Here is a 13,154-nt window from a genome sequence, read left to right on the forward strand (position 1 = left end):
AAACAGCTCCCGGCGCGGGCCATGCGGAGACCATGAACAGGCTCTAAGGAAGCACTGACGCCATGCGCATTTCGACCCAACATGCCTGCTCGACGATCGCCACGCTGATGCTGGCCGCACCGCTCGCCTGCGCCCAGACGGCTTACGCGCCCACACGGGCGGACGGCGACGCGGGCTCGATCACCACCATCGGCCACTGGCAGATCCAGGACAGCGCGAAGGCGCAGCAAGGCGGCGACGAAATCTCCGCGAGCGGCTACTCCACCAAGGGCTGGTATCCGGTCAGCGGCCGCGCGACGGTCATGGCCGGCCTGCTGGAGAACGACGTGTACAAGGACGTGTTCCACAGCGACAACCTGCGCGCGGTAGAGGTGCCCGACTCCAGCGGCGACCTGTTCGTGACGCCGTGGTGGTACCGCAGCGGATTCACCCTGACGAGAAGCGCACAGGGCATGCACACGCTGTTGCGCACCAACGGCATGATCGCCAGCGCCGACCTGTGGGTGAACGGCCACTTGGTCGCCGACCACGTGGCCATCGCCGGCGCCTACCCCGTCAACGAATTCGACGTGACGCGCTGGGTGCATGCCGGTGAGAACACCGTCGCCCTGCGCGTGCATCCGGCCGATCCGCGCATGGCATTGACGACGAGCTGGGTGGACTGGAACCCAACACCGCCGGACAACAACATGGGGCCGTGGCGCGGCGTGGACATCGTGCAGGCCGGGCCGGTCGAACTGCGCTGGCCGCAGGTTGGCTCGTCGCTGTCTCCCGATCTCTCGCATGCTGACCTGGGCGTGCAGGTGGAGGCGAGGAACCTCGACAAGGTGGCGCATGACGCGACGATCACCGGCACGGTGGCCGGCGTGCCGCTGCAACAGACCATCCACCTCGCCCCCGGGCAGACACTGGTGGTTGCGTTCTCACCAAAGACCACGCCGGGCCTCGCACTGGATCACCCGAGGATCTGGTGGCCGGTCGGCATGGGCGCGCATCCGCTGTACCAGCTCGACATGACTGCCGCGGTCGACGGCGCGACTTCCGACAAGGCCGGCACCACGTTCGGCATACGCAGTGTCAGCTCCAGCCTCACCAAGCAGGGTTACCGCCAGTTCTTCGTCAACGGCAAACCGCTGCTGATCCGCGGTGCGGGCTGGGCGCCGGACATGTTCCTGCGCGACGATCCCGCACGCATGGAGGCCGAGTTCGGCTACGTGCGCAACCTCGGCCTCAACACCATCCGCAGCGAGGGCAAGCTGGAGGACCAGCGCTTCTACGAGCTCGCCGACCGCGACGGCATCCTGATACTCGCGGGCTGGGAGTGCTGCGACAAATGGGAGTCCGCCGCGAAGACCGGCGGTGAACCGTGGAACGCCGCCGACGAAAAGGTGGCCGCGGATTCGATGGCCAGCGAAGCCCGCCTGCTGCGCAACCATCCCTCGGTGATCGGCTTCCTGATCGGCAGCGACAACGCGCCGCCGCCGGCCATAGCGAAGATGTACGCGGACACGCTGCGCGCCGCGGACTGGCCGTTGCCGATCGTCTCGGCCGCCTCCGACCAAGCGACCGCGGAAACCGGCCCTTCCGGCATGAAGATGGCCGGGCCGTACGACTGGATCCCGCCCGCGTACTGGTATGCCGACAAGCTGGGCGGCGCGTTCGGCTTCGACTCCGAGGTCAGCGCGGGCGCCACCATCCCGCGGCTGGAAGACCTGCAGCGCATGCTGTCGCCGCAGGAGCAGGAGGCGCTGTGGAAGTACCCGGAGCTGCGCCAGTACCACGCCTCCGCCGCGTGGTCGCCGTTCGCGGTGCTGACGCCGTTCGACAACGCCCTCGCCCACCGCTACGGCGCCCCCACCGATCTCGCCGACTACGCCGCCAAGGCCCAACTCGACAACTACGACAACGTGCGCGCGGAATTCGAGGCGTTCAACGCGCACATGGATGCGGCCAACCCGTCCACCGGCGTGATCTACTGGATGCTCAACAACGCCTGGCCCTCGCTGCACTGGCACCTGTACGACTGGTACATGAATCCGGCCGGCGCCTACTTCGGCGCGAAGAAGGCGAACGAGCCGCTGCACATCCAGTATTCGTACGACGCGAACGCCATCGTGCTGGTGAACCACACGCTGGACGATGCGCACGGCCTGCAGGCGAACATCCGAGTGCGCAACCTCGATGGCAGCGTACGCTACGAGAAACACTTGCAGGGCATCGCCCTCGCGGGCAACCACACGCAGCAAGTGGCGACGCTGCCGACGCTGGCGGGCCTGTCGCCCACGTATTTCGTCGAGCTCGATCTTTCCGCTTCCGATGGCAAGCCCGTCAGCCGCAACGTCTACTGGCTTTCCACCCGGGCAGATGTGCTCGACTGGGCAAAGTCGAACTGGTACCTCACTCCGCTGACGCAGTACGCGGACCTCACCGCGCTGAAGTCCCTGCCGACCGCGACCAGCGAGGCCCATGCGACGACGCGGCGCGAAGGCAACGAGGACGTCACCACCGTCACCCTGACAGTGCCCGCGTCGTCCAGGGCCGTGGCCCTGTTCCAGCACGTGTCGATCCGGCGCGGCGCGCACGGCGACCTCGCGCTGCCTATCGTGTGGAACGACAATGACGTCACGCTGTGGCCCGGCGAGTCCATCGTGCTGGTCGCGCACTACGCATCACAGGGCGGCGCGGCGCCGGTCGTCGAAGTGGATGGCTGGAACGTTCCGGCACAAGGCGTCCCGGCCGCCGCCTCACAGGAAACCACCCATTGAACACGGACAGCACCCCATGTCGCGCGTGACCATCAACGATGTCGCCCGCGCCTCGGGCACCTCGAAAAAGACCGTGTCGCGGGTGCTCAACAGCGAGCCGAACGTGCGCGACACGGTGCGCGACCGCGTGCTGGCGGCCATGGCCGAACTCAACTACCGCCCGCTCACCTCGGCGCGCAGCCTGGCGACCAACCGCTCCTTCATGATCGGCCTGCTGTACGACAACCTGTCACCCAGCTACATCATGGAAGTGCAGGCCGGCGTGCTCGAGGCCTGCGAGGCGCAGCACTACAGCATGATGGTGCAGCCGCTGGTGTCGAGCGCGCCGGACCTGGTCGGGCGCGTCGAGGACATCCTGTCGCGGCACCGGCCCGACGGGCTGATCCTCACGCCGCCGATCACCGACCATCCGCAGTTGCTGGAGCACCTGCGCAGGAACGACCTGCCGTTCGCCTCCATCGCCCCGCTGCACCCCAAGGATTGCATCGGCGTGATGCTGCGCGAGCGCGAGGCCGCCGCGGCCATGGTGGCGCACCTGGTGGCGCTTGGACATCGCCGCATCGCGCACATCATCGGCGACCCCAAGCATGGCGGCGGCGTCTGGCGCCTCGCCGGCTTCCGCGACGGCATGCAGCGCGCCGGACTGAAGGAAAACCCGAAGTACATGGTGCAGGGCGAGTTCTCCTTCGAGTCGGGCGTGGCGGCCGCGCGCAAGCTGCTGGCGCTGAAGCAGCGCCCCACCGCCATCTTCGCGGCGGACGACGACATGGCCACCGGCGTGATCTGGGCCGCCGCCGAAGCCGGCGTGTCGGTGCCCGGCGAAATCTCCGTCTGCGGCTTCGACGACACCCCCATCGCCACCCAGGTGTGGCCGCCGCTGACCACCATCCGCCAGCCCGTGCACGAGATGGGCCGGCGCGCCACCGAGGAACTGCTGCTGCGCGTGCAGGGCAAGGGCGAGGCCACGATGGTCGAGGTCGGCTACGAAATGCGCATCCGCGCCTCGACGGCGCCCGCGCCATGAACCGGACGCTATCCTGCAACCGACGCCACCTGACCCGCGGAGAGTGTCCACATGCCTGATGCCAGCCAGTCGTCACGGAAGTTCCATTTCATCTCCGGCCTGCCGCGCTCCGGCACCACCCTGCTGGCCGCCATCCTCAACCAGAACCCGCGCTTCCGCGCCGGCATGACCAGCCCGCTGGCCGACATCATGGGCGTGGTGATCGCGGAGGCGAGCAGCAAGAACGATTTCTCGTTCGACGTTTCCGACGAACAGCGCGTCGCGCTGCTGCGCGGGCTGGTCGAGAACTTCTACTCCGTGCAGGCCGGCGCCGGCGTGGTGTTCGACACCAGCCGCCTGTGGTGCAGCCGCATGCAGCTGCTCGACGTGCTGTTCCCCGGCGTGAAGGTGATCGCCTGCGTGCGCCAGCTGGCCTGGGTGCTGGACAGCATGGAGCGGCTGGTACGCCGGCAGCCGGTCAGCGTCAGCAAGGTGTTCCGCTTCGACACCAACACCACGGTGTACTCGCGCGTCGAGGCGCTGACCGATCCGCGCGGCATGGTGGGCTTCGCCTACCAGGCCACCAAGGACGCGTTCTACGGCCAGCACGCACGGGACCACCTGCTGCTGCTGACCTACGAGACCCTGGTGCGCGACCCTGCCACGGCGATGCGCGCGGTCTACCGCTTCCTCGACGAGCCGTGGTTCGAACACGACTTCGACAACGTCGAATACCACGCCGACGAGTTCGATGCGCGCGTGGGCATGCCGGGCCTGCATACCGTGCGCCGCAAGGTGGCGGCGGTCGAGCAGGCGCCCATCCTGCCGCGCGAGGTCTTCGGCCGCTTCGCGAACGAGGCGTTCTGGCTGGAGCCGAAGAACAACGTCAACCAGGTGCCGATCGTGTAAGCAACGCAATCCGCGTGAGCACTGCGGGTGAATCCCTCTCCCTCCGGGAGAGGGTGCCCGCAGGGCGGGAAAGGATTCGGTCGAAGCGCGGCGATGGTGACTTGCGAAAGATGTCGGCAACGCGCTCCGACCGAACCCTCTCCCCCAACCCCTCTTCCTCGCTCCTCAAAGCAGGGCCATCCATGGCCCTTCCCCGCGTCCGAAGGGAGAAGGGAGACGAGCCGCCACGAAAATATTCCGGACAGCAGCGAGCCTGCGTCACGATGACCATCCAAAAACAACAAAGGCCGCTTGCGCGGCCTTTGTCGTATCGGGATTCGCGCCACCCGCATCGCGGGCGGCGCGAAGGCGCTCAGACCGCGGCGTCCTTCAGCTTCTTCAGCGGGCGCACCTTCACCTTCACGGTGGCCGGCTTGGCGGCGAACACCTGTTCCTGCTTGGTGAACGGGTTGATGCCGGTGCGCTTCGGCTTGGCCGGCACCTTCACCGCGTTGACCTTGAACAGGCCCGGCAGGGTGAACTGGCCGACGCCCTTCTTGTGCAGCGAACCGAGCACGACGTGCTCCAGCGAGGCGAGCACGGCCTTGACGTGCTTGGCTTCGACGCCGGCGTGCTGGGCGATGTGGGCGATCAGGCCGGACTTGCTCAGCGCGTCGCTGATCGGCTTGACGGCGGCGGGGGCCTTCGGCGCCGGCTTGGCGGCCTTGGCGGGGGCTTTCTTGGCAGTGGTCTTGGTAGCCATGGGCATCCATCTATGGTGATTGAGGCACCGCCTCCAACGAGGCGACGGCCATTCGGCATGCACAATCTACGCGAATTTAAGGCGTTTGGTGTAGTTGCAACGCGACAAATTTAAAGTTCCCGCACCACGCGGAAACCGACGCGCCCGCTGCGCAGGCCGGCATCGGCACCCTGCCGCCATGCCGAGCGCGCCTGGTCGGGCGAACTGCCCCACGATCCGCCGCGCAGCACGCGCATGCTGCAACCGGGATTGAGCCACGCGCTGCCGTCGACGGGCGCGCGGATGTAGTTGTCGTGCCAGCAGTCGGCCGTCCACTCGGTGACGTTGCCGCCCATGTCGTACAGGCCGAACGGATTGGGCGCGAAGCTCATCACCGGCGCCGGCCCCCAGTAGCCGTCGCCGTAGTCGCGGAACGCGTTGTTCCAGCGCCGGCCGCTGGGCGAGCGGTCGCGCGAACCGGTGAGGTTTTCCGGCTTGCCCCTGGGCGTGCCGTCGCCCCACCAGTAGCGCGTGGTGGTGCCGGCGCGCAACGCATAGGCGAACTCGGCCTCGCTGGGCAGGCGATAGGTCTTGCCGGTGCGCTTGCCCAGCCAGTCGGCATAGGCCTTGGCGTCGCCCCAGGAAACGTTGACCACCGGCAGGCTGTCGGCCGCCTTGCGGCCGGCATAGTCGTCCTGCCAGCTGGCGTTGCCGTCGTCGTGCATGGTCCCGCTGCGCTCGTCGTAGACGCTGGCTCCGCCATGCTTCACCGAGTCCGGCACGTAGCCGCTCAGGCGCACGAACTCGCGGAACTGGCCCACGGTGATCGCGCTGCGCGACATCGCGAAACCCTGCGCCATGTCGACCTTGTGCTGCGGCTGCTCGTCCGCGTTGCGGCCGTTGTCGGCGCCGGACGCGCCCATCAGGAAACTGCCGGTGGGGACCACCACCATCGCCGGCGACTGTCCGGCCACGTCCACGTAGCGGTCGCTGAACACCTGGCCCGGCTTGTGGCTGTCGTAGACCTGCGCGTTGAGCAGTTGCTGGTCGAACGCGGCGAGGTCGTCCAGTTGCGGCCAGGTGGCGCGCGCCTGCCCGGCAAGCTGCCTCGCCACCGCGAGGTTGCCGGCATCCAGCGCGGAACGCGCCTGGTCCAGCAGGCCGCCGGCGCGCGTCGCGCGCATGTCGCCCACGCGCTGGCGCACGTCGTACAGCTGCTGCGAGCCAGGGCGGATCAGCTGCGCCTCGGCCAGCACCTTGTCGGCGCTGGCGAAGTCGTTCTGCGCCAGGGCGGCCAGCGCGCGATCCAGCACCGCGTGCTGCACGTCGAGGATGCCCTGCTCCGCCACCGCGTTCTGCGGGTCGAGCTGCTGCACCTGGCGGTAGATGTCCAGCGCGCTGCGTCCGGCGGGCTGGTCCGCCTTGCCCTGCTGCAGCAGGCCCGCCGCCTTGGCCAGCAGCGGGCGCACTTCGGTGAGCGTCTTGAGCGCGGCCGTCAGGCGCGCCGCGTCGTCCATGCTGTCGGGCAGCTGCTGCAGCGCCGCCAGCAGGTCGCCAGCATCCTCGGCGTTGCCCAGCGCGATGTCGCGCTCGGCCTGCGCCACCAGGCGGGAACGCACGTCGATCAGGCCCTGCGCGGCGCGGCGGCTGTCGGGCTTGTCCTTCGCCGCCTGCAGGAAGAGCGTGGCGGCGCTGTCCTGGTCGCCCGCCAGGTGGTCGGCGGCAAGCGCCTTGTCGGCCCGCTCCAGCAACGCGCGCACCTGCGGCGTGTCGGGCGTCAGCTGGCGCGGCAGCTTCGCGTGTTCGTGGTTCAGCCGCGCGGCGATCACGGCGGTGGGCGCAAGGGTGATCGGCGGCCCCGCGTTCAACTGGTCGTCGGCCAGTTCGTCCGCCGCCGCCGCATGGCCGGGCGCCACCGGCGGCGCCGGCACGTTGGGGCGCGCGACCTCGACCGGTTCGGCGTGGAACAGGCCCGGGAAGAAGTGGTAGCCCAGGCCGAAGGCCAACACAATGATGCCGACCACGCCGCCCAGCGTGCGTTGACGTTGCAGCGTGCTGTTGCTCGGCATGCTTGGGCGTTCCCGGATCGGCCTGTTATCGTCGTCCGCCCACCTTATGCCACGACCGATGACGGGGCAATGCACGCCCCGCCCTTTCCAAGGAATCCGCATGCCCCCATCCGACGCCACCGCCGACTGGATCGCCGATCGCGCCACGCTGCAAGCCTGGCTGGACGAGGTGCCGGCGGACGCCGTGGTCGGCATGGACACCGAGTTCATGCGCCGCGACAGCTTCCATCCGCAGCTCGCCCTGCTGCAGCTGGGTTGCCGCGGCCGCCATGCGCTGGTCGATCCGCTGGCCTTCGCGATCGACGACACGCTGCGGCCCAGGCTGGGCAGCGGCGACGCCATCACCGTGATGCACAGTGCCGGCGAGGACCTGGAGACGCTGGCGCCGCTGCTGCCCGACGGCCCGCGCGTGCTGTTCGATACCCAGATCGCCGCCGCCTTCGTCGGCATGGGGCTGGGCATCAGCTACCGCGCGCTGGTGGCGGAACTCTGCGGCGACGAACTGGACAAGGGCGAGACGCGCTCGGACTGGATGCAGCGCCCGCTCACCGCCTCGCAGCGCAGCTACGCCGCGCTGGACGTGGTGTACCTCGAATCCATCCACGCCCAGCTTGCCGGGCGCCTGCACCAGCGCGGCCGCGGCGACTGGTTCGCCGAAGACTGCGAACGCCTGAAGCGCCGCGCCAGCCATCGCGACGGCGACCCGCAACCGCAGCGCGCGCTGCGCGGCGCCGCCGAGTGGCCGGCGGAACGGCAGGCCCTGCTGCGCCGCGTCCTGCTGTGGCGCGACCGCAGCGCACGCATGCTGGACCGTCCGCGGCCGTGGCTGCTCGACGACGCGCTCGCCCTGAGCCTGGCCCAGCAGCCACCCGCCAGCCTCGCCGAGCTCGAACAACGCGGCCGCGGCCAGCGCGCCCTGCGCAGCGCCCAGCGCGGCGAACTGTTCGCCCTGCTGCGCGAACCCGTCGAAGCCGACGAGATCACAGCCACCCGCCCCATCCCGGCCCATCCGCAGGGCGAGGCAAAAAAGGCGCTGGGCGCGATGAAGGAGCTGATCGACAAACGCGCCGCCGAACTCGACCTGCCCCCCGGCCTGCTCTGCCCGCGCAAGGTGCTGGAGGAATACGTGGTCACCGCCGAATGGCCGGACTTCCTCGACGGCTGGCGCGGCGAGGTGCTGCGCGAGCACCTGCCCACCCTGCTGCCGGCCTGAGAGCCTTCCGCAACGAGCACACAAGTCCATGCGGCCCCTGTAGGAGCACCCTGTGCTCGATGGCTCTCGCTTCGACCGGGCACCAGGGCATCGCGCACAGGGTGCGTTCCTACGATTACATGGCCGTGGCCAGGCTTGCCCGCCCCAGTTCGAGCGGCTATCATGCGCCTTCCCTTTCGGGGTCATAGCTCAGCTGGGAGAGCGCGTCGTTCGCAATGACGAGGTCGGGAGTTCGATCCTCCCTGACTCCACCAATAAGAGGCCGTAGACCAATGGTTTACGGCCTTTTTTCTTACCTGTTGCTTGACGGCTTCAAGGCTGATTCGCAACGGTGTTGATGGATTCCCCGGAGAAGACTTCGAGGGGCGTTTTGAATCCGGGCACCTTGCGTGGCCGGGCGAGCTCATGCGCCAATCGCACAGGCGCACGCGGAGATATGGGACAGGCGCTTATGCCATACCGATGGCAGCGGCCAGTCTTTCGCGCCAGTGGGTATCGATGTGCATGCGCTGGCATGCCTCGGCCCATTTGGCAGGGTGATTGCGCAGCGTGTCACGGACCGTGGCGAATGCCCGATCAACGTGTGTGCCGTAGGCCACGCGAGCCTTCTGCCAAGCGGCGTCCGGAATGGGACCCCAGGTAGCGATCATGGCCGCCAGATCAATCATGTCCCGGTACAGAATCGCCCCGTCGGTACCCCGATCCGCATTCGCCAGGAGTTTCTCGGCGTAGAGATCGGTACGGTTGAGCACCGGCACGGGGAGCGATGCGACCGCACCGCCGGACACATCGATGCGATCTTCGTGAACCAGTTCAAGTTTGATGTTGACGCCGTCGACGTTCACCACGGTGCGCACGCCGTATCGGTCGGAGAGCACCTCCCGCTGCAACACCAGTTGAATGTCTGGTTTCAGGAGCGCGCCCAGACTGTGGCTGGTCACGGTCTCCCGCAGCGCGCGCATCCCATCGCGGGTGGCGCACAGGAAATCGATATCGACCGACTCGCGGTGTTCGCCCACCAGAAGGGCGATCGCGGTGCCGCCAGCGAAATAGCATGAACACGCGGCCAGCGCCTCCGGGTCGAACGCGGAGAGCGCCGTCATGACGCGTTGGTGGTGCGGACGGTCAGCCGTTGAAGACGCCATGACCGACTTCCCTGATCAGGGTATTGAGCAGCGTCCGCTCGGCGTCGTTCATGTGCTGCCGATCCAGACGGCGTGCGTCCCGCTCATACAATCCCAACGCCTCCGCTGGCGTGACCCGGGCGGTCTCCGGGAGATGCCGGGCGGCCAAGCGCAGTTCGGGGTAGCGTTTGATCGGGATGGTCTTGGGGAGCATGGGGTCATCTTACCCGCCTCGGCGTCGGGCGCGACTGCGGCGCTGTCTTCACCAGCCCGGTCGGGACGTTGCGGAGTTCCCATGGGCGGCATTTTTCATGGACGGCCGGGGCGATCCCTCCCCGCACGGAGATGAGCCGCACGACCCAGCCTAGTGCGCGCCGCCTGCCGCAGCATCCGGCGCGTCATCGGACACGCCGTCCAGGAACGCCGCGGTCGGCACGAAGAACAGCGTGCCGGTCACCGCCCTGCTCACGTCCAGCAGCCGGTCGTAGTTGCCGGGCGGCAGGCCCACGAACATGTTCTCGAGCATGCGTTCGATGCGGCTGGGCGAGCGCGCGTAGCCGATGAAATACGTGCCGAACTCGCCCTTGCCGATCTCGCCGAACGGCATGTTCGCCCGCACGATCTGCAGTTGCTGCCCGTTCTCCTCGATGTTGGTCAGCACGTTGTGCGCATAGGCCTGCTTGGCATGCTCCGCCAGCTCGATGTCGGACAGTTTCCTGCGGCCTATCACGCCCTCCTGGTACTCGACCGGCATGGCGTTCCAGGCCTGCAGGTCGTGCAGGTACTTCTGCGTGATCACGTAGCTGCCGCCCGCGAAGGCCGGGTCCTCGTCGCCGATCGCCGCCGCGTCCATGGCCGCCTGCCCGACCGGGTTCTCCGTGCCGTCGACGAAGCCCAGCAGGTCGCGCTCGTCGAAGTACTTGAAGCCGTGCACCTCGTCGACCACCTTCGCCACGCCGCCGATCCGCTCCATGATGGCGCCGGCCATCTCGAAGCACAGGTCCATCCGGTCGGCGCGGATATGGAACAGCAGGTCGCCCGGCGTGGAGACGGCATGGTGGACGCCGCGGATCTCGCGGAACGGATGCAGTTCCGCGGGCCTGGGCTTGCCGAACAGCCGGTCCCAGGCCGCCGAGCCGACCCCCATGACGCACGACAGGCGCCCGTCCTGGACGCGGAACCCGACGCCGCGCAGCAGCGAGGAAAGGTCGGCGCAAAGCCCCTTCACCGCCGTCTCGGGCCCGGCGCCCGGATCCAGGGTCACCACCAGGAAAATGGCCGCCTGCGTGAGCTTGGCGGTCAAGGGTTGCGAATTGACGGAAGACACGTTCAACGATCCTCTGGGTGTGTTGGGGCGAGGCCTCGAACCGGCCGTGGGGTGCGTTGCCGTTTTAACTCATCTTGCCGGGGAACGTCGCCTCCCGTCGCCTTCACGGGAAGGGCCGGGGCTCGTTCGCAAGCAAGGTTGGCGCATGCCCCCTCGGCGACATGCGCGGAGGGCTCATGCCTGCGGAGCTTTCGCCAGTGCGTCCTGCGTCGCCACGAAGATGCGCGCGACGTCGTCCGCGCCAAGCGCGCGCCACGCGCCCGCAGCCAGGTCGCCCAGCGTGAGGGCTCCCACGGCCACGCGCTCCAGCGTTTCGACATGGTTGCCGGTGGCGGCGAACATGCGGCGCACCTGGTGGTAGCGGCCTTCGGTGACGGTGAGGCGCGCGTGGCGCGGACCGAGCGCCTCCAGCATGGCGGGGGCCAGCGGCGTGGTCTCGGATTCCAGCAGCAGCGTGCCGCTGGCGAACAGCGCGGCTTCGTCGCCGCGCAGGTCCTGCGCCAGCGTGGCCTCGTAGACCTTGGTCACCTCGGCCCTGGGCGAGATGATCCGGTGCAGCAGCGCGCCGTCGTCGGTGAACAACAGCAGGCCCGAAGTGTCGCGGTCGAGCCGGCCCACGCTGGAGAGCGCGGGTTCGCGCACGCGGTAGCGCGGCGGCAGCAGGTCGTAGACCACGCGGCCGGGGTCCTTGCGCGAGCAGGTGACGCCCAGCGGCTTGTGCATCGCCAGCACCAGGCCGGGCGGCGGGTCGAGCGGCTCGCCGTCGACGTGGATACGCGCGGGTTCCACCTTGTCGTCGGCGTACAGCACTTCGCCGTCGCCGTCGGTGATGCGGCCCTCGCGGAACATCCACGCCACGTCCTTGCGGCTGCCGTAGCCGAGGTTGGCGATCAGCTTGACCAGTTTCATGCGCGCAGGCTCCTTGCCTCGATCACCTTGAAGCCGTCCTGCAGCGCGAGCTGGCGCACCTCGGCGAAGCGCGCGGCGAGCAAGTCCTCGTACGGCAGATGGCGGTTCGCCACGATCAGCAGGCGCCCCTGCGACGTGAGCGCATCGGCGGCGCTGGTGATGAACGCGCGGCCGAGTTCGGGCAAGTCCGCTCGACCGAGATGGAACGGCGGGTTGCTGACGATGACGTCGTAACGGTCCAGCAGCCCGCGGGTGACATCGTGCCAATGCACGTTCATATGCAACCCATGGCCTGACTTGGCCACGGCGTTGGCCACGTTACGGTGCAAAGGCTCCAGGGCACGCCCTTCCGCCTCGTACAAATCCAGCGCCGCGAGACGAGGGCAGCGCTCGATCAGCTGTGTCGAGAGATAGCCGTAGCCGGCGCCAAGATCGGCCATGCGACCGTGCAGATCTTCGGGGAAATGCTCGGCGAGCAAGGCTGAGGCACGATCCACGCGATCCCACGCGAACAGGCCGGGCCGGCTCCACCAGCCCTCGGCGGTTTCGCGCGGCGCGTCCAGCGCGCGCCATGCGTCCTGCAGGGCACGGTCGATGGCACCCGGCCGCGGGGTGGTCCAGAACACCCGGCAATGATGCTTGGACAGACTGCCCACCGCACCGGCGAGTCGCTTCAGGTCGGCCTCGCTGGACTTCGCACCTTCGGCGTTCGGCATGCTCGCCACCAGCGTGCCGCCCGGTGCGAGATGGTCCAGCGCACGGGTGAACAGCGCGCGCGCCTCGTCGCGCTGGCGCGGCGGCAGCAGCAGCACCAGCGGAAAGGTTTCCCCCTCGCCCGCTTCGCCCACGCGCAGGCCGCAGCGCGCCAGCTCGTCGGCGAACGGCAGGAAGCTCTGCTCGCACAGCCAGCCCGGCTGCGCCAGCTCGCGCAGACGCACGCCGGCGCGGGCACGCAGGAACAGCGCGCGGCCGTCCGTCGGCAGCGGCAAGCCGCCGCTGGCGAACGCTACGAACAAGGCATCCAGCGCCGCCTCGGGCGCGGCCGCGGAGAAACCGGCTGCAGTCACGGTGATATCGGATGGAAACGGGCGGCCATTGTACGGTGCCCGCGCGA

Annotated in this window: 11 protein-coding genes and 1 tRNA gene; 5 read left to right on the forward strand and 7 right to left on the reverse strand. The window is 68.6% G+C overall.

All coding sequences use genetic code 11. From position 1 onward, the window contains the following. The first annotated feature begins 62 nt into the window (after positions 1-62). The 3 genes from IHE47_RS03680 to IHE47_RS03690 are packed head-to-tail and all read left to right on the forward strand — an operon-like array spanning position 63 to position 4,677. Complete coding sequence (locus tag IHE47_RS03680; protein ID WP_225561598.1) at positions 63-2,765, forward strand: sugar-binding domain-containing protein; 2,703 nt, start codon at positions 63-65, stop codon at positions 2,763-2,765. 16 nt (positions 2,766-2,781) lie between these two features. Next, positions 2,782-3,789, forward strand: coding sequence for a LacI family DNA-binding transcriptional regulator (locus IHE47_RS03685; protein WP_192104357.1), 1,008 nt, complete (start codon positions 2,782-2,784; stop codon positions 3,787-3,789). Between the two features lie 51 nt (positions 3,790-3,840). Further along, a complete protein-coding gene (locus IHE47_RS03690) occupies positions 3,841-4,677 on the forward strand; it encodes a sulfotransferase (protein ID WP_192104359.1) in 837 nt (278 codons plus the stop codon). 352 nt (positions 4,678-5,029) lie between these two features. Here the strand turns inward: IHE47_RS03690 and IHE47_RS03695 are convergent, their stop codons facing one another. Both IHE47_RS03695 and IHE47_RS03700 read right to left on the reverse strand, forming a co-directional pair. Further along, positions 5,030-5,419 carry an HU family DNA-binding protein gene (locus IHE47_RS03695; RefSeq protein ID WP_225561599.1) on the reverse strand — a complete coding sequence of 130 codons (390 nt, stop codon included), beginning with the start codon at positions 5,417-5,419 and terminating at the stop codon, positions 5,030-5,032. Between the two features lie 110 nt (positions 5,420-5,529). Further along, positions 5,530-7,467 (reverse strand): SUMF1/EgtB/PvdO family nonheme iron enzyme, encoded by a 1,938-nt coding sequence (locus tag IHE47_RS03700; RefSeq protein ID WP_192104367.1) that lies wholly within the window; start codon positions 7,465-7,467, stop codon positions 5,530-5,532. 100 nt (positions 7,468-7,567) lie between these two features. Here IHE47_RS03700 and IHE47_RS03705 point away from each other — a divergent pair, with 100 nt between their 5' ends. Both IHE47_RS03705 and IHE47_RS03710 read left to right on the forward strand, forming a co-directional pair. Beyond that, a complete protein-coding gene (locus IHE47_RS03705) occupies positions 7,568-8,680 on the forward strand; it encodes an HRDC domain-containing protein (protein ID WP_192104373.1) in 1,113 nt (370 codons plus the stop codon). A 178-nt stretch (positions 8,681-8,858) separates the two neighbouring features. Further along, positions 8,859-8,934 (forward strand) — tRNA-Ala (locus IHE47_RS03710). 195 nt (positions 8,935-9,129) lie between these two features. Here the strand turns inward: IHE47_RS03710 and IHE47_RS03715 are convergent. The 5 genes from IHE47_RS03715 to IHE47_RS03735 all read right to left on the reverse strand — a co-directional run bounded on the left by IHE47_RS03715 (position 9,130) and on the right by IHE47_RS03735 (position 13,107). Continuing rightward, positions 9,130-9,783, reverse strand: coding sequence for a nucleotidyl transferase AbiEii/AbiGii toxin family protein (locus tag IHE47_RS03715; RefSeq protein ID WP_192104374.1), 654 nt, complete (start codon positions 9,781-9,783; stop codon positions 9,130-9,132). Between the two features lie 22 nt (positions 9,784-9,805). Then, positions 9,806-10,018 (reverse strand): hypothetical protein, encoded by a 213-nt coding sequence (locus IHE47_RS03720; protein ID WP_192104376.1) that lies wholly within the window; start codon positions 10,016-10,018, stop codon positions 9,806-9,808. A 150-nt stretch (positions 10,019-10,168) separates the two neighbouring features. Continuing rightward, positions 10,169-11,131 carry a Dyp-type peroxidase gene (locus tag IHE47_RS03725; protein ID WP_192104378.1) on the reverse strand — a complete coding sequence of 321 codons (963 nt, stop codon included), beginning with the start codon at positions 11,129-11,131 and terminating at the stop codon, positions 10,169-10,171. 174 nt (positions 11,132-11,305) lie between these two features. Then, positions 11,306-12,040, reverse strand: a complete 735-nt coding sequence (locus IHE47_RS03730) for a pseudouridine synthase (protein WP_192104380.1) — start codon at positions 12,038-12,040, stop codon at positions 11,306-11,308. After that, positions 12,037-13,107, reverse strand: coding sequence for a methyltransferase (locus tag IHE47_RS03735; RefSeq protein ID WP_343227429.1), 1,071 nt, complete (start codon positions 13,105-13,107; stop codon positions 12,037-12,039). The genes IHE47_RS03730 and IHE47_RS03735 overlap by 4 nt, the downstream gene beginning before the upstream one ends. Between the last annotated feature and the right edge of the window lie 47 nt (positions 13,108-13,154).

The sequence above is a fragment of the Rhodanobacter sp. DHB23 genome (assembly GCF_014842975.1).
Taxonomy (GTDB): domain Bacteria; phylum Pseudomonadota; class Gammaproteobacteria; order Xanthomonadales; family Rhodanobacteraceae; genus Rhodanobacter_A.

Bases quoted from the DNA above. Each gene is read 5' to 3' on its own strand.
- IHE47_RS03680 (WP_225561598.1), top strand. From the start codon at position 63: ATGCGCATTTCGACCCAACATGCCTGCTCGACGATCGCCACGCTGATG.
- IHE47_RS03685 (WP_192104357.1), top strand. From the start codon at position 2,782: ATGTCGCGCGTGACCATCAACGATGTCGCCCGCGCCTCGGGCACCTCG.
- IHE47_RS03690 (WP_192104359.1), top strand. From the start codon at position 3,841: ATGCCTGATGCCAGCCAGTCGTCACGGAAGTTCCATTTCATCTCCGGC.
- IHE47_RS03695 (WP_225561599.1), bottom strand. From the start codon at position 5,419: ATGGCTACCAAGACCACTGCCAAGAAAGCCCCCGCCAAGGCCGCCAAG.
- IHE47_RS03700 (WP_192104367.1), bottom strand. From the start codon at position 7,467: ATGCCGAGCAACAGCACGCTGCAACGTCAACGCACGCTGGGCGGCGTG.
- IHE47_RS03705 (WP_192104373.1), top strand. From the start codon at position 7,568: ATGCCCCCATCCGACGCCACCGCCGACTGGATCGCCGATCGCGCCACG.
- IHE47_RS03715 (WP_192104374.1), bottom strand. From the start codon at position 9,783: ATGACGGCGCTCTCCGCGTTCGACCCGGAGGCGCTGGCCGCGTGTTCA.
- IHE47_RS03720 (WP_192104376.1), bottom strand. From the start codon at position 10,018: ATGCTCCCCAAGACCATCCCGATCAAACGCTACCCCGAACTGCGCTTG.
- IHE47_RS03730 (WP_192104380.1), bottom strand. From the start codon at position 12,040: ATGAAACTGGTCAAGCTGATCGCCAACCTCGGCTACGGCAGCCGCAAG.